The 16,368-nt window shown below is 65.5% G+C and carries 9 protein-coding genes and 1 pseudogene; 7 read left to right on the top strand and 3 right to left on the bottom strand.

What is annotated here, in order from left to right:
* Positions 1-58: 58 nt before the first annotated feature.
* Positions 59-670, top strand: coding sequence for a mycothiol-dependent nitroreductase Rv2466c family protein (locus tag AB4Y73_RS02455; protein WP_441868030.1), 612 nt, complete (start codon positions 59-61; stop codon positions 668-670).
* A gap of 375 nt (positions 671-1,045) precedes the next feature.
* Here AB4Y73_RS02455 and valS read toward each other — a convergent pair whose 3' ends face one another.
* Positions 1,046-3,664 (bottom strand): valine--tRNA ligase, encoded by a 2,619-nt coding sequence (gene valS, locus AB4Y73_RS02460; RefSeq protein ID WP_441868032.1) that lies wholly within the window; start codon positions 3,662-3,664, stop codon positions 1,046-1,048.
* Between the two features lie 82 nt (positions 3,665-3,746).
* Here valS and AB4Y73_RS02465 point away from each other — a divergent pair.
* Positions 3,747-4,551: pseudogene (locus AB4Y73_RS02465) on the top strand (SDR family oxidoreductase).
* Between the two features lie 12 nt (positions 4,552-4,563).
* On the opposite strand, the gene AB4Y73_RS02470 reads toward AB4Y73_RS02465, so the two are convergent.
* Positions 4,564-5,628 carry an endonuclease/exonuclease/phosphatase family protein gene (locus tag AB4Y73_RS02470; protein ID WP_441868034.1) on the bottom strand — a complete coding sequence of 355 codons (1,065 nt, stop codon included), beginning with the start codon at positions 5,626-5,628 and terminating at the stop codon, positions 4,564-4,566.
* Positions 5,629-6,031: 403 nt separating this feature from the next.
* On the opposite strand from AB4Y73_RS02470, the gene ileS reads away from it, so the two are divergent.
* From ileS to ndk, 4 genes are read left to right on the top strand one after another with little or no spacing between them, the layout of a single operon-like run.
* Entirely contained in the window at positions 6,032-9,364 is a 3,333-nt protein-coding gene (gene ileS / locus AB4Y73_RS02475) for an isoleucine--tRNA ligase (RefSeq protein WP_441868036.1), read from the top strand.
* Positions 9,365-9,367: 3 nt separating this feature from the next.
* Complete coding sequence (locus tag AB4Y73_RS02480) at positions 9,368-10,726, top strand: bifunctional folylpolyglutamate synthase/dihydrofolate synthase (protein WP_441868038.1); 1,359 nt, start codon at positions 9,368-9,370, stop codon at positions 10,724-10,726.
* A gap of 2 nt (positions 10,727-10,728) precedes the next feature.
* A complete protein-coding gene (locus AB4Y73_RS02485) occupies positions 10,729-11,175 on the top strand; it encodes a DUF4233 domain-containing protein (protein WP_441868040.1) in 447 nt (148 codons plus the stop codon).
* Positions 11,176-11,213: 38 nt separating this feature from the next.
* Positions 11,214-11,633 carry a nucleoside-diphosphate kinase gene (ndk, locus tag AB4Y73_RS02490; RefSeq protein WP_131683949.1) on the top strand — a complete coding sequence of 140 codons (420 nt, stop codon included), beginning with the start codon at positions 11,214-11,216 and terminating at the stop codon, positions 11,631-11,633.
* A 94-nt stretch (positions 11,634-11,727) separates the two neighbouring features.
* On the opposite strand, the gene AB4Y73_RS02495 is transcribed toward ndk, so the two are convergent.
* Positions 11,728-12,432, bottom strand: coding sequence for a vitamin K epoxide reductase family protein (locus AB4Y73_RS02495; RefSeq protein ID WP_441868042.1), 705 nt, complete (start codon positions 12,430-12,432; stop codon positions 11,728-11,730).
* A gap of 465 nt (positions 12,433-12,897) precedes the next feature.
* On the opposite strand from AB4Y73_RS02495, the gene AB4Y73_RS02500 reads away from it, so the two are divergent.
* Positions 12,898-16,254 (top strand): Rne/Rng family ribonuclease, encoded by a 3,357-nt coding sequence (locus AB4Y73_RS02500; RefSeq protein ID WP_441868044.1) that lies wholly within the window; start codon positions 12,898-12,900, stop codon positions 16,252-16,254.
* Positions 16,255-16,368 lie beyond the last annotated feature (114 nt).

A 16,368-nucleotide genomic window follows, 5' to 3' on the forward strand; every position in this document is an offset into this window, starting at 1 on the left:
TGCGGCCCCGCCTCCGAACACTACATCCGCAATACCCAACAACCCAGAGGATTTAAGCATGCCTGAGAGCACCAACCAAGCAGATTTCTGGTTCGATCCGCTGTGCCCGTTCGCCTGGGTCACTTCGCGCTGGATCGGTGAGGTGGAAGCAGTCCGCGACATCAAGACCATCTGGCACGTGATGAGCCTTTCTGTCCTGAACGAGGGGCGCGATCTTGACGCCGGCTACCGGGAGCTCATGGATAGGGGCTGGGGCCCGGTGCGCGTCATCATCGCCGCCAAGGAGCAGCACGGTGACAAGGTGGTCAAGCCACTGTATGACGCCATGGGTACGCTGATCCATGTTGGCGGCGAGAAGGACGTTGGCATCGTCATCAGCAAGGCCCTTGCCGAGTGTGGCCTTCCGGCAAGCCTGGCGGACGCTGCCACTACGGACGCCTTCGACACCCAGTTGCGGGCAAGCCACGAAGAAGGCATCTCGTTGGTGGGCCAGGACGTCGGCACGCCGGTTGTTGCCTTCAACGGAATAGCATTCTTCGGTCCGGTGCTGACCCGTATTCCGCGGGGTGAACAGGCCGGGCAGTTGTGGGACGCCACGGTTACCCTGGCCTCTTACCCGCACTTCTTTGAGATCAAGCGCAGCCGCACCGAAAGCCCCGAATTCAACTGATCCCGGTTGGCCGGCGGCATTTCGGGCAGCAACGAGCCCCGGAAGAATTACTCTCATGTAGTTCTTGCGGGGCTCTTGCGCTTCCCTCGGGGCGCGACCAGAATGGTTCTTACCCACTTCGAAAGAAGTGAGACGCAGAAACCAAAGATTCAGTGATATATATCTGACGCAGCCTTCGGCAAAGTCAGATATAAGCTACCAGTGACGAGGTAGGAAGACCTGAAATTCCAAGGATCCTGCCAGACCATCAAGACGTCACCAGATGGCCGCAAAGTCGAAGCCCCACCAACGGCAAAACGCTGATGGGGCTTCCCCTTTGCCAGGAAACAGGCTGACGACCCTCAGGCACGCGGACCCTACGGGGCCCGGCTGAGGTCAGGCGGTCGGCTGCTCCTCCGGGGCTGCCAGGACCACGTCACTGACTGTGAGGTCGCCGTCGCCTGCCACCAGGGTCAGTTCGCGGGCGTTCGCGGCGGCCTTCAGGTCGCCCAGCCCGGCCTTGAGCTGCGTGGTCAGGGACTCGGAGGCCGTGATGGTTGCGGACAGGACCTCGGTGCGCTGTTTGACCTTGGCCTCGGACTTCGCTTTGCGGACACCGCTGAGCGCAGTGCCCACGGTAGCCAGCAGAGTGGTGTCGCCATCCACCTCAACGGCGGTCGGCCATTCAGCACGGTGCACTGAACCGGTCCGCCACCAGCCCCAGACCTCTTCGGTAGCGAAGGGAAGGAACGGGGCAAACAGGCGCAGCAGCGTGTCCAGGCTCGTGGCCAGGGCGGCCAGGACGGATGCCTGCTCGGCTTCGCCGGCAGCACCGTAGGCACGGTCCTTGATGAGTTCCACGTAGTCGTCCGTGAACTGCCAGAAGAAGCTCTCAGTGATCTGCAAGGCACGGGCGTAGTCGTAGTTGTCGAACGCTTTGGTTGACTGCTGCACCACGTCGGCAAGCTGGGCCAGCACGGCACGGTCCAGGGGGTTGGTGAGCACCGCCAGGTCCGTGGAGACCACGGAGTTCTCGGTGGCCCCCAGGTTCAGCACAAATTTGGACGCGTTCAGCAGCTTGATGGCCAACCGGCGGCCAATCTTCATCTGGGCAATCTCGTAGGCCGTGTCGGCGCCGAGCTTGGCCGATGTTGCCCAGTACCGGACTGCGTCGGAACCGAACTCGTCCAGCACATCGGTGGGAACAACCACGTTGCCCTTGGACTTGGACATCTTTTTCCGGTCCGGGTCCAGAATCCAGCCGGAGATGGCGGCATGCTTCCACGGCGCGACGTTCTGCAGTGCGTCTGCCTGAACCACCGAGGAGAAGAGCCAGGTGCGGATGATGTCGTGGCCCTGGGGGCGCAGGTCAAACGGGAAGACCTTTGCGAAGAGGTCCTCGTCCCGGCTCCAGCCGCCCACGATCTGGGGCGTGAGGGAGGAGGTCGCCCAGGTGTCCAGGATGTCGGCGTCGCCGGTAAAGCCGCCGGGAACATCGCGCTGCGCCTCGTCATAGCCCGGCGCGGCGTCGGCGGCTGGATCCACCGGAAGCTGTTCGTCCGAGGGCACAATGGGTGCGTCGTAGTCGGGGTTGCCGTCGGCGTCCAGCGGGTACCAGACGGGGATCGGCACACCGAAGAAACGCTGGCGGGAGACCAGCCAGTCGCCGTTCAGGCCGGAGATCCAGTTTTCGTAGCGGGACCGCATGAAGGCCGGGTGAAAGTCGATCTCGTGGCCGCGGGCGATCAGGCGTTCGCGGCGCTCTTCGTCGCGGCCTCCGTTGCGGTAATACCACTGGCGCGACGTGACCACTTCGAGGGGCCTGTCGCCCTTCTCGTAGAAGTTCACCGGGTGCATGATCTTCTTCGGCTCGCCGTCGATCAGGTCCTCGGCGGTCAGGCGCTCCACCACGGTTTCCTTGGCGCTGAACACTGTCTTGCCGGCGATGGCCTCAAAGGCGGCGCGGCCGGCATCGGTGGTGATCCAGTCCGGGGTGTCGCCGATGATCCGGCCGTCACGGCCCACGATGGCGCGGGTGGGCAGTTGGAGTTCGCGCCACCAGGTGACGTCCGTGAGGTCGCCGAAGGTGCACACCATGGCGATGCCGGAGCCCTTGTCCATCTTGGCCAGCGGGTGGGCCTTGACCTCAACCTCGACGCCGAACACGGGGGACGTGACTGTCTTGCCGAACAGCGGTTGGTAGCGCTCGTCGTCGGGGTTTGCCACGAGGGCGGCGCAGGCGGCGAGCAGTTCGGGACGCGTGGTCTCGATGTAGATCTTTTCGCCGTCTTGGGTGAAGAACGGGTACCGGTAGTAGGCGCCGGCCACTTCGCGGTCCTCGAGTTCGGCCTGGGCCACGGCAGTGCGGAACGTGACATCCCACAGGGTGGGGGCTTCCGCCATGTAGGCGTCGCCGGCGGCCAGGTTGGCAAGGAAGGCGCGCTGGGAGACTTGGCGCGAGGAGTCATCGATGGTGCGGTACGTCAGCTGCCAGTCCACTGAAAGGCCGAGCTGCTGGAACAGGCTTTCGAAGACCTTCTCGTCCTCCACGGCCAATTCTTCACACAGTTCGATGAAGTTCCGGCGCGAGACGACGTCGAAATCGCGCTGGTTCTTGGCGGGCTGCGCCGGCGGGCGGTAGTCGGCGTTGTACGGGATGGCAGGGTCGCAGCGGACGCCGTAGTAGTTCTGGACACGGCGTTCGGTGGGCAGGCCGTTGTCGTCCCAGCCCATCGGGTAGAACACGTTCTTGCCGATCATGCGCTGGTAGCGTGCAAGCACATCCGTCTGGGTGAAGGAAAACATGTGCCCGACGTGCAATGAACCTGACGCGGTGGGCGGGGGAGTGTCGATCGAGTAGACCTGCTCCCGGGTGGTGTCCGGGTTGAACTTGTAGGTCCCTTCGGCAAGCCAGCGCTGCGTGAGGGCAGCTTCGAGCCCCTCAAGGGCGGGCTTATCCGGAACGTTGATAGGGGCGGTGGAGGGCGTGTCTGTACCCTGAGTGTCATCAGCCATCTGGCAATTGTTTCATGGTCTGGACTTCATCCGGCGACATCACTCGGGGCAGGGACGCGTCCGGGGCCGTTAGGGTGGTGCCATGACTGACGATTCGCAGACCACCTCAGTGCCTAACCAGACAGCACAAATCGATCCACGCCAGAACCGGGCGGCAGTTGTGACCGGCGCCAGCACCGGCATCGGCGAGGCCACTGTCCGCGCCCTGAGGGCGGAAGGCTGGACAGTCTTCGCGGTGGCGCGCCGAGCTGAACGTCTGGCAGCGCTGGAAGCTGAGACCGGCGCCGTCGGGATTCCCGCCGACATCGCCGAGGACGACGACGTCGAACGGCTCCTCGCCCGCGTGACCGAAGCCGGGGGCGTGGGAACGCTGATCAACATCGCCGGCGGCGCGAAGGGCGCGGACCATGTGGGCGCCGCCAATATTGAGGACTGGGAATGGATGTACCGGGTTAATGTTCTGGGCACCCTGAAGCTCACGCGGGCTTTCCTGCCCATGCTCCGGGCCAACGGGGAAGGAACGGTCCTGAATCTCACCTCAACCGCCGGTCTGGTGGCCTACGAGGGCGGTGCCGGCTATAACGCCGCCAAATTTGCCCAGCACGCGCTGACCGGTGCGCTCCGGTTGGAGGAAGCGGAGAATAACCTTCGCGTCATCGAGGTTGCGCCCGGCCTGGTCCAGACCGAAGAGTTCGCCTTGAACCGGCTCGGCGATGCACAGGCGGCGTCGAACGTCTACCAGGGCGTGGAGAAGCCGCTCACGGCAGAGGACGTGGCCGACGTCGTCCGCTACGCCGTCAGCGCACCGCACCACGTCAATCTGGACCAGATTGTCATCCGGCCTTGTTGCCCAGGCCGCCACCCATAAGCTCATCCGCAAGGGCTGACGGGTAAGGCCTTTAGTCCGGGAGCAGCAGTTCCGCCACGACGCCGGCATGGTCGGTACCCGGAACCGAGACGGTGGCGAAGCTTCGGATCCCGATGCCACCCGTGACCAGGACATGATCCAGGGTCACGAATGGCGGGATCCGTGAACCGGCAGGCCACGTGGGCGCCATGCCCATGCCAGAGGCCTGTGCCGCGTCCGTGAACCCGGTGGCCAGCAGGCCCCGGAACTCACGGTGGTCGTAGCTGGCGTTGAAATCGCCCAGCAGGATGGCCGGAGCGGCGCCGGCCACGTCCTGCCGGGCCTCGCCCACCTGGTGCAGCTCCCGGCGCCATTCGGGTGTGCGGCCGGGACGGGGCGAATCGATGTGGACGGCCGTCAGGTGGATCGGCCCCGCCGCGCCAGGAACCGTCACAACACCCCTGCTCTGGTAGAACGCGCTGTCCGGCACACGCCCCGAGGCCTGCAGCGGGAACCTTGAAAAGATCGCGCTGCCCACCCCCGCCCAATCGACGTCCACGGATCGGTATGGAAAGACCGCTGCGATTCCGGCGGTCTCCAAGGACTCCAGCCCTGGAGGGCCCAACTCAGGTAGTGCCAGAATGTCAACCTTTCGGGCACGGGCCTCTTTCAGGAGCACCGTGGAGTCAACTCCCTTGGAGCCCACATTGAGGGCCATAACGGTCACAGTGCGGCCCGGGCCGGGGCCGGGAGAGACAGCTGTTCCCGCGGCCTGGGGCGCCAATCCGGTTCCGTCAAGGGGCATCAGGCCCGGGGCCACCAGCTGCAGCTGAACCAGCAGAAGGGCCGTCACCAGAGCGGCGAGGATCGTTTGACTGAACCGGGAATTCAGGCAAACTGCCAGCACCGCGGCCGCGAGTGCCGCCGTCGTGAGCACAATGCTGGCCGGAAACAGGGACAGCAGCTGGATCCAGGGCGTTCCCATGTCCGCCTGGACCAGGCGCAGGACTGTCAGCGAAGCGCCCGGCAGGCAGAGGATTGCCGCCGCGGCCCAGCAGAACCAGGCGCTGACACGCCGGAATCGTCTGCCTTGGCTGCGTACGCCGGCCGTCTGCATACCGTCCATTATTGGGTGCGGGCAGGCGTCTTCGTACGAGTCGGGCTCCCTAACCATCCCCCAATCTTCGAGGACGCCCGGGAATGGCGGTGGACGGCCCGGCGATAGTAGACTCGATGGTGGCTACGACCCGGCTATCACCGGTGAGCTTCCGGAAGAACGCACTGACGGCCAGGCAACTGGCAGCGGTGTTATTAGAACCGGACGGGTATGCCCGTCACAGCAGTAATGAGCGGCCGGTACGCCGCCACGGCTCTTCGCGGAGCAGGTGGAGTGCCGGTAAGTGAGGTGGTACCGCGGTGAGTGTGCAGTCCAAGGACAGCGCAGGAGCCGTCCTCGCATCCTGAACGGAACCCTTCAGCAGCGGCTGGACGGTTCACCAGCTCAACCCAGGATGTCGAGAATGACGTATTACCCCAAAGCCTCATCTTCCCCTTCGGTCGCTGCTTCGAGCGGCGCTGCCGCCGGCGTCTCTGCCTCCGTGAAGTTCCCGGAGATCGAAGAGCGCATCCTCAAGTATTGGGACCAGGACGGAACGTTCCAGGCCAGTATCGACCAGCGCAGCGCCGATGCGCCGGGCGGTGAACCTGGCAGCAACGAATTCGTGTTCTACGACGGCCCTCCTTTCGCCAACGGGCTCCCGCACTACGGCCACCTGTTGACCGGCTACGCCAAGGACCTGGTGGGCCGCTACCAGACCCAGCGCGGCCGCCGGGTTGAGCGCCGCTTCGGCTGGGACACCCACGGGCTGCCCGCCGAACTGGAAGCCATGAAGCAGCTGGGCATGACGGACAAGACCCAGATCGAAGCCATGGGCATCGACAAGTTCAACGACGCCTGCCGTGCCTCGGTGATGAGGTACGCCGACGAGTGGAAGAGCTACGTCACCCGCCAGGCCCGCTGGGTGGACTTCGACAACGACTACAAGACCCTCAACGTGGAGTACATGGAGTCCGTCCTCTGGGCGTTCAAGCAGCTGCACGAGAAGGGCCTGACCTACAACGGCTACCGGGTCCTTCCATACTGCTGGAAGGATGAAACACCGCTGTCCAACCACGAGTTGCGGATGGACGACGACGTCTATAAGAACCGCCAGGACCAGACGGTCACGGTGACGTTCCCCATCACCGTAGGGGAGTCGGAGCTGTCACGGCAGCTGGCCGGCGTGCAGGCGCTCGCCTGGACCACCACCCCTTGGACGCTGCCCACCAACCTGGCGCTCGCCGTCGGGCCTGCCATCACTTACGCGGTCCTCCCCGCCGGCCCCAACGGGGTGAAGGCCGCCTCCGCGGACGCGCCCGTCACCGGAAGCTTCCTCCTCGCTGCCGACCTGCTGGGCGCCTACGCCAAGGACCTTGGCTACGAGGACTTCGCTTCCGCGGAGGCCGCCGTGGTTTCCACGCACATCGGCGCCGACCTCGAAGGGTTGCAGTACGAGCCGCTGTGGCACGACTTCAGCGATACCGAAAAGTACGGCACCCAGAACGCGTGGCGGTTCCTGGTGGCGGACTACGTCACCACCACCGACGGTACGGGCATCGTCCACCAGGCCCCGGCCTACGGCGAGGACGACCAGAAGGTCTGCGAAGAGGCCGGCATCCCGGTGGTCCTGTCCGTGGACGAGGGCGCGAAGTTCCTTCCACTGTTCAGCCACGGCGACCTGCACGACATCGTGGGCCTGCAGGTTTTCGAGGCCAACAAGCCCATCACCCAGGTGCTCCGCGCCCAGGGCCGCCTGGTCCGCCAGGCCAGCTACGAGCACAGCTACCCGCACTGCTGGCGCTGCCGCAACCCGCTGATCTACCGCGCCGTGTCCTCCTGGTACGTGGAAGTGACCAAGTTCAAGGACCGGATGTCCGAGCTGAACCAGGAGATCAACTGGATCCCCGGGAACGTCAAGGACGGCCAGTTCGGCAAGTGGCTGGCCAACGCCCGCGACTGGTCCATCAGCCGCAACCGCTACTGGGGCAGCCCCATCCCGGTGTGGCAGTCCAGCGACCCCGAATTCCCCCGCACCGACGTCTACGGCTCGCTGGCCGAGATCGAGGCGGACTTCGGCCGACTGCCGCTGAACAAGGACGGCCAGGTTGACCTGCACCGCCCCTTCATCGACGAACTAACCCGCCCCAACCCGGACGACCCCCGCACGCCCGAAGAGGGCCAGTCCGTGATGCGCCGGGTCGAGGACGTCCTGGACGTCTGGTTCGACTCCGGCTCCATGCCGTACGGCCAGGTCCACTACCCGTTCGAGAACGAAACCTGGTTTGACACGCACAACCCTGCGGACTTCATCGTGGAGTACATCGGCCAGACCCGCGGCTGGTTCTACATGCTGCACATCCTGTCCACGGCGCTGTTTGACCGCCCGGCGTTCCGCAACGTCATCAGCCACGGCATCGTGCTCGGCTCGGACGGACAGAAGATGTCCAAGAGCCTGCGCAACTACCCGGACGTCTCCGAAGTGCTTGACCGCGACGGGTCCGACGCCATGCGCTGGTTCCTCATGTCCAGCCCCATCCTCCGTGGCGGGAACCTGGTGGTCACCGAACAGGGAATCCGCGACGGCGTCCGCCAGGTCATCCTGCCGCTCTGGAATGTCTACAGCTTCTTCACGCTCTACACCAACGCCGCGGGCGGTGGCATTGGCTACGACGCGAAGCTGCGCTACGACGGGTATGCCGACACCCTGGACCAGTACCTGCTGGCCAACACCGGCGACCTGGTCCGCAACATGACCGCGCAGCTGGACAGCTACGACATCTCCGGTGCCTGCGACGAGCTCCGCAGCTACCTGGACATGCTCACCAACTGGTACGTCCGCCGCAGCCGCCAGCGCTTCTTCGACGAAAGTGCTGACGCGTTCGACGCCCTCTACACCGCACTGGAGACCGTGTCCCGCGTGGCCGCCTCGCTGCTGCCGCTGGTCTCCGAGGAAATCTGGCGCGGCCTCACCGGCGGGCGCTCCGTGCACCTGGCCGACTGGCCGGACGCCACGCTGTTCCCGGCGAACGCGTCCCTGGTGGAAGCGATGGACCGCGTGCAGCAGATCTGCTCCACCGGATCCTCGCTCCGGAAGGCCGCGAACCTGCGTGTGCGCCTGCCGCTCCAGGAGCTCACCGTGGTGGCACCCGGTGCGGATGCGCTGGAAGGTTTCGCCGCCGTCGTCGCTGATGAACTGAACATCCGTTCGGTGCGCCTGCTCGACGCCGAGAGCGCCTCCCCGGAGGAGTTCGGCATCGAGCAGAAGCTCGTGGTCAACGCCCGCGCGGCGGGGCCGCGCCTCGGCAAGAACGTCCAGCAGGCCATCAAGGGCTCCAAAGCCGGTGACTGGTCAGTGAGCGAGGAAGGGGTGGTCACCGCCGGCGGCCTGGAGCTGGAGCCGCAGGAGTATACGCTGGAGACCGTCGTGGCGGAAGCCGCGGCCGGTGCCGGCTCGCGTGCCGCTGCCGTCCTGCCCGGCGGCGGCTTCGTGGTGCTCAACACCGAAGTTACTCCTGAACTTGAGGCTGAAGGCCTGGCCCGTGACATGGTCCGCGCCATCCAGCAGGCACGCAAGGACGCCGGACTGAACGTCAGCGACCGCATCCGTACAAGCGTCACCGCCACACAGAGTGTCCTTGATGCCCTGCTGGCCAATGCCGAGCTGGTGAAGACGGAAACGCTGACCCTTGAGTTGGACACGGTTCCGGCCGAATCCGGCGACCCCCGCATCACCGTCGAAAAGACAGAGGCCTAGGTTATGACGGACGAATTCTCCGTAGAGAGTGTCTACGCCGAGCTGCTGGGGCGTGCGCCCGAAAACAAGATGGAACCGCGACTGGCACCGCTGTTTCGAGCCATGGACGTTCTGGGTGAGCCCAACAAGGCGTTTCCGATCATTCACGTCACCGGCACCAACGGCAAGACGTCCACGGCCCGGATGATCGAGGCAGGATTGCGCGCCCATGGACTGAGCACAGGGCGCTACACCAGCCCGCACCTGTCCAAGGTCACCGAACGGATCAGCATCGACGGCCACCCCGTCAGCGACGAGACGTTCGTCCGCATCTGGGACGAGATCCGCCCGTACCTGCAGATCGTCGATTCCGAGCTGGAGGCCGAGGGGCAGCCCCGGCTCACGTACTTTGAATGCCTGACCATCCTCGGTTTCGCTATCTTTGCCGACCAGCCCGTGAACGTGGCCGTCATCGAGGTGGGCCTGGGCGGCATCACGGACGCCACCAACGTGGGGGACGGACAGGTCTCGGTGATCACCCCCATTTCCCTGGACCACACGGACCTGCTGGGCGACACCACCGAAGACATTGCCTACGAGAAGGCAGGCATTATCAAGCCCGGCGGCTACCTCATCAGCGCGGCCCAGCCCGTGGATGCTGCCCAAGTCCTGCTTGAGAAGGCCAGGGAAGTGGGGGTGCCGTACCGGTTCGAGGGCGTGGAATTCGGCGTCGAGTCCCGGACCGTTGCCGTGGGCGGGCAGGTAGTCAGCATCCAGGGCATCGCGGGCCGGTATCCGGAGCTGTTGTTGCCGCTGCACGGTGCGCACCAAGCCCAGAACGCCGCCGTGGCCGTGGCTGCGCTCGAAGCCTTCTTCGGCGGCGAGAAGGAACTGGACGCCGAGGTGCTGCAGGAAGCTTTCGCGTCCGTCACCTCGCCCGGCCGGCTCGAGGTTGTCCGGACCGCGCCCACCATTATCGTGGACGCAGCGCACAACCCGGACGGCATCAGGGTGTCGGCCGAGGCCATCCAGGAGGCCTTCACCTTCACCCGGCTCGTCCCGGTGGTGGGGGTCCTCAAGGAGAAGGACGCGGAAGAGATCCTGCGCCAGCTCAAGGAATCCCTGGGAGACCTCTCCGAGGAGTACTGCTTCACGCAGTCCAACTCACCGCGCGCCGTCCCGGCAGCCGAGCTGGCGGAACTGGCCGTGGAGCTGGGGTTCGGCGAGGACAACATCCACATCGCGGAGAAGCTCGACGACGCCCTGGAGTGGGCTGTGGAACGTGCCGAAGCCAACGATGACCTGTCCGGCGGCGTGCTGGTCACCGGTTCCATCACCCTGGTGGCGGAAGCACGGATCCTGCTCGGAAAGACGGAGGCCTAGCCGTGGCAAAGCTGACCAAGGCGCAGCGTGAATGGCGTCCGGGGATGCCCAAGAAGCGCCGTTCCACCAAGGTAATGTTCGCCTCCACTGTCCTGCTGCTCGAAGCGTTTGTGGTCTTTTTTGCCACCCTGGCCGTTTTCGGGCTCAGGCGCGGTGAATTTCCGCCGGCGCTGATCCTCGGGGTGGGCATCGCGCTCAGCCTGGTCATGGTGTTCGCGTGTGCGGTGCTGTCCAAGCCGTGGGGCGTGGGACTGGGCTGGATCCTGCAGATCGTGCTGATCCTCACCGGGATCATTGAACCCACGATGTTCCTGGTGGGCGCCCTCTTCGGCCTGGCCTGGTGGTACGGGATCCGGACCGGCATCAGGATCGACTCGGAGTCCGCGCAACGCGAACGCGAGCAGGCCGAATGGAACGCCACGCACGGGGACACCCCGCCGGCCTCGTAGACTTGTCCCGAAACCCCCACCAACGCATTGGAGCAACTGTGAGCATTGAGCGCACCCTCGTTTTGATCAAGCCCGACGGAGTGGCCCGCAACCTTAGCGGCGCCATCCTGAGCCGCATTGAGGCCAAGGGGTACACCCTCGCCGAGCTGAAAAAGGTTGACGCCAGCCGCGAACTCCTGGAGCAGCACTACGAGGAGCACGTGGGCAAGCCGTTCTACGAGCCCCTCGTGGAATTCATGCTCAGCGGCCCGGTTGTGGCAGCAATCTTCGAAGGCCACCGCGTCATTGAGGGCTTCCGGTCCCTGGCCGGAACCACCGACCCCACCACTGCCGCCCCCGGCACCATCCGTGGCGACTTCGGCCGCGACTGGGGCCTGAAGGTCCAGCAGAACCTGGTGCACGGCTCCGACTCCGTGGACTCGGCAGAGCGCGAGATCAAAATCTGGTTCCAGGCCTAGCACCTGAACCCACCCGCCTCATCGAGGTGACAGATAAGGCCAATGTCCCGCCCGGACATTGGCCTTAACTGTCATCTCGCGGGAACCAGGAAAGCTAGAAGCCGGACGTGCCGGCGAACACCTGGATGAAGGCGAAGAAGATGGTGGCGATGACAGCCACATAAAGCAGCGCGGTGATGATCCAGCCCGAGTCGGCCAAAACCTTGGCCGCGCCGGCGGGCATGGGGATCACGCCGTGGCTGATGTTCCTGATGGTGACCCAGGCAAACAGCGGGATCATGGCGGCCCAGACAATCATGCAGAACGGGCACAGGATGTGAATCGAGTACAGGGCCTGGGACCACAGCCACACCACAAACGCGAAACCCAAGGTGACTCCGGCCTGAAGTCCTGCCCAGTACCAGCGGGCGAACGTGGCGCCGGACAGCAGGGCCATACCCACGGTGATAATAATGGCGAAAGCCACAATGCCAATAAACATGTTGGGGAACCCGAACACCGAGCTTTGCCAGGTCTGCATCACCTGGCCGCAGGAGATCCAGGGATTCACATCGCAAACGGTGGTGTGGTTGGGATCCTTCAGGACCTCCAACTTTTCCAGGACAAGCGTTCCCGAGGCCAGCCAGCCGATGACTCCCGTAATGACCATGAGCCAACCGAGGGGCCGGTTACGGGCCATGCGCGGCAGGGTGGAGGTCTTCGAGGCCGTCGCTGCGCCAGACGGCGCTGCAGTGGGGGAAACCCCTGCCGCGGGGGAGACGTGTGGTGTGTCGGTACCGCGCGGGGAAATGCTGGGCATGATCTGTGGCGTCCTTTGCTTCGGGTGCTCCTAGCCCGATTGTAACGCCGGCGCCTGAACTGACCCTCCAGCCAGCACCTCGGCCAGAGGCTTAGAGGGCGGATACTTTGACCCCGCTTCCGCGGTCTTGGGGCCGGGGTGTGAGAGAATGAACTTGGCTGGAGGCCGACCCACATTCGGACTCCGGTCCGGTGGCTTGTTTCAAGACCGCCAATGATGAGCAGGGCGGGCTTTGGATCCTCTGATCCGGCCTCCCGCAATTCCATTGGTCGGCACCTGGTTGTGGCGTGTAGAACAACGGGTTTCAGGACACAGCCGACGGCTCCCACGGGCTGCCGCACCCCAATGCCGGTGCGAACCTGGGAGTATCCACTTGACTTCTGTCAGCGCCTGCGGGTTTTGACAATATGTGCCCCAATGGGTGCCGGATGTGGCGGTACGTCAGGGGCAGGAGTGTAGCTACATATGGAAAATGAACACGTACCAGCCGTTAATGCTGAAACAGGGGCACCTGAAACCGCCGAGGCGCCGCCGAAGGTCACCAGGACCCGGCGTAAGGCAGCCCCGAAGGCAGCCGGCGCAGCCTCCACCGCTACTGAGTCCCTGACCGAAGCGGCCCAGCCCGACGCCGAGACTGCCGCGGTCCTTGAAGCAGTTGCCGTCGTTGAGACAGCGGCGGACGCGAAGGTACCCGTCCGCCGGACCCGCGCCCGCAAGAAACCAGAAGCCGCGGAACCGCTGCCCGCCTTCGCCGTTGAAGACACCGAAACACCCGAAGCAGGCAGGGCAGAGACGCCCACTGCACCCGAGCCCGCAGCACCGGCTCCGACCCAGGACGACGCTGACGCGAAGCCGGTCCGCCGCCGTCGCGTAGCCACCCGCAAGACCTCAGCGCCGGACGTTCCAGCAGCGCCGGACGCTGCCTCTGTGCCGGAACAAGAAGCCGCTAAGGCCGATGCCGCGCAGACCCAGGAAGCTCCTGAAGCCGCCGCCCCGGCAACAACGTCTGCTGCACCTCCCGAAGCCGCCACTGGCGCGAAAACCCTTGGCGCGGAAACCCCGGCCGCGGAAACCGCTGACCAGGCAGCCGCTCCGGCGGAAGAGCCGGCTGCCGCGCCCGCCAGCCCGTTCGGTTCGCTGTTCCTGGAACCGGGCTCAGCCACGTCCGTGCTCTTCCAGGCGCCGGACCTGACCGCCGTTGTCCGGCCTGTCCCGGCCCCAGTGGAAGAGCCGGAAGAGGACGACGCCGAAGAGGGCGAAGGGGACGATGCCAACAGCCGCCGCCGTCGCCGCAGCCGTGGCCGCCGCGGCCGTAGCCGCGCCGGTGACAACGATGCTGGCGCTGACACCGATGGTTCTGAAAGCGGCCAGGACGGTGCCAGTGAGGACGATGAAGAGGCCGCCGGCCAGAACGATGAAGGCGTGACGTCCCGCCGTCGTCGTCGCCGCCGCCGTGGCGACCAGGATCTTGAGCTGACCGGTGGCGGAGATGACGATCCGCCCAACACGGTGACGCGTGTACGGGCACCGCGCGCGGTGACCGAAGCGCCGGTCAACAACCGGGTGACCAGCGTGAAGGGCTCCACCAGGCTTGAAGCCAAGAAGCAGCGCCGCCGCGAGTCCCGCGACACGGGCCGCCGCAGGACTGTGATTACCGAGGCCGAGTTCCTGGCCCGCCGCGAATCGGTAGACCGTCAGATGATCGTCCGCCAGCGCGACGACAGAATCCAGATCGGCGTCCTCGAGGACGGCGTCCTGGCGGAGCACTTTGTCTCCAAGACCCAGCAGGACTCCCTGATCGGCAACGTCTACCTCGGCAAGGTGCAGAACGTCCTGCCCTCCATGGAAGCGGCATTCGTTGACATTGGACGCGGCCGCAACGCCGTGCTGTACGCCGGTGAAGTAAACTGGGAAGCCGTTAACCTCGAAGGCAAGCAGCGCCGGATCGAAAATGCGCTCAAATCGGGCGACACCGTCCTGGTCCAGGTGACCAAGGATCCCGTGGGACACAAGGGTGCCCGGCTGACCAGCCAGATCTCCCTCCCGGGCCGTTACCTCGTGTACGTGCCGGGCGGCTCCATGACGGGCATTTCCCGCAAGCTGCCCGACGTCGAACGCAACCGACTCAAGCGCATCCTCAAGGACCGCCTGCCCGAGCATGCCGGAGTCATTGTCCGCACCGCCGCAGAGGGGGCCTCGGAAGAGGAACTCACGCACGACATCAACCGGCTGCGCGCCCAGTGGGAGGGCATCGAAAGCCAGTCCACGTCCACCAAGATCCTGGCCCCGGAGCTGCTTTACGGCGAACCGGACCTCACCATCAAGGTGGTCCGCGACGTCTTCAACGAGGACTTCTCGAAACTGATCGTCTCCGGCGAAGAGGCATGGGACACCATTGAGGCCTACGTCACTTACGTCGCTCCGGACCTGGTGGGCCGGCTGGAAAAGTGGACCAAGGACCAGGACATCTTCGCCGCCTGGCGGATCGACGAGCAGATCCACAAGGCACTGGAGCGCAAGGTCTTCCTGCCGTCCGGCGGCTCGCTCGTCATTGACCGCACCGAAGCCATGACCGTGGTGGACGTCAACACCGGCAAGTTCACCGGCAGCGGCGGCAACCTCGAGGAAACCGTCACCAAGAACAACCTCGAAGCGGCCGAGGAAGTGGTCCGCCAGCTACGGCTCCGCGACATCGGCGGCATCATTGTCATCGACTTCATCGACATGGTCCTCGAATCCAACCGCGACCTCGTGCTCCGCCGCATGGTGGAATGCCTGGGCCGTGACCGCACCAAGCACCAGGTGGCGGAAGTGACGTCGCTGGGTCTGGTGCAGATGACGCGCAAGCGCATGGGCACCGGACTCCTGGAAGTCTTCGGCGAACAGTGCGAGACCTGCGCCGGCCGCGGAATTGTCACCCACGACGATCCAGTGGAGCACCGCCGCGCCAACACTGTCGCTGCCGAGCACCACGTGCAGCGTGCGGACAACCGTCCGGATACGCAGCGCCCGGACAACCAGCGCAATGACACCCGCCCGGATGCCCAGCAGGGCGCCCGGACTGACCGGAAGCGCCGCCGCGGCCGCGGCGGCCAGCCCTTGGATGTGGCGCCGGCAGCTCCGGTGCAGATCCATACTGTCCACCCTGATCCGAGCGACGCCGAGCGCCACGCCAAGGCTGAGGCTACGAGGGCGGCCCTCGCCAACATCGCGGCCGCCGCGCATGCCGCCCACCTGCACGACGACGAAGTAGCCCACGCCGCTGCCGGCAAGGCCTCCGCCACAGAAGCCCCGGCTCCTGCGCCCGCACATCCGTCCGAGACGGACAACACGGGCCGCCCTGCCGCTGTGCTGACGTTCGGTGGCGAGCAGGTAGTGCTGCCGTTTGTGGAGCACCACGAGGAGCAGCCGCAGGCTCCGGCACTGACTCTTGACCGTCTGGCGGAGGCGTTCGCCAAGCTTGGCGAACCGGCACCGGTTGCCGCAAGCGCTCCGGCCGAAAGCCAGCAGGCCGCAGAGCCGGCCCGTCAGGCGCCTTCGCAGACTCCCGCCCAGGCCCCTGCAGCGGTTGAGAAGGACTACTCCGACCACACCGAGCAGCCCCGTGCCCGCCGTCCGCGGCGAAACCGGAGCGCCAGCCGCGCGCAGGGCGCAGCCAACGCCACCACGGTGGAGCATCACGAGGCAGTTCAGACCGCCCCCGCAGGCCATACCCATGCTGCCAAGGCGCCGGAGCGCACCGGTGTCCCGGCGGCTGTTGCGCCGAAAGAAACCAATGCGCCGATTATCCTCGGCGTAGGCGTACCCGCCTCGGAGCTCTGACTCTTCGCGGGGATACCCGCCAGGATGCCCGTACCTGCCCCCTTCCCGGGGGCGCGTGCGGGCATCCGTCGTTCCGCCTTCATCTGACGTTGCGGGGGGCGCGGAAACGCTAGG

It is taken from the genome of Pseudarthrobacter sp. TAF60_1 (assembly GCF_052113505.1).
GTDB lineage: Bacteria > Actinomycetota > Actinomycetes > Actinomycetales > Micrococcaceae > Arthrobacter.

What these genes read in the sequence shown, in the direction of transcription:
- AB4Y73_RS02455 (WP_441868030.1), top strand. Translation starts at nt 59, where the DNA reads ATGCCTGAGAGCACCAACCAAGCAGATTTCTGGTTCGATCCGCTGTGC.
- valS (WP_441868032.1), bottom strand. Translation starts at nt 3,664, where the DNA reads ATGGCTGATGACACTCAGGGTACAGACACGCCCTCCACCGCCCCTATC.
- AB4Y73_RS02470 (WP_441868034.1), bottom strand. Translation starts at nt 5,628, where the DNA reads ATGCAGACGGCCGGCGTACGCAGCCAAGGCAGACGATTCCGGCGTGTC.
- ileS (WP_441868036.1), top strand. Translation starts at nt 6,032, where the DNA reads ATGACGTATTACCCCAAAGCCTCATCTTCCCCTTCGGTCGCTGCTTCG.
- AB4Y73_RS02480 (WP_441868038.1), top strand. Translation starts at nt 9,368, where the DNA reads ATGACGGACGAATTCTCCGTAGAGAGTGTCTACGCCGAGCTGCTGGGG.
- AB4Y73_RS02495 (WP_441868042.1), bottom strand. Translation starts at nt 12,432, where the DNA reads ATGCCCAGCATTTCCCCGCGCGGTACCGACACACCACACGTCTCCCCC.
- AB4Y73_RS02500 (WP_441868044.1), top strand. Translation starts at nt 12,898, where the DNA reads ATGGAAAATGAACACGTACCAGCCGTTAATGCTGAAACAGGGGCACCT.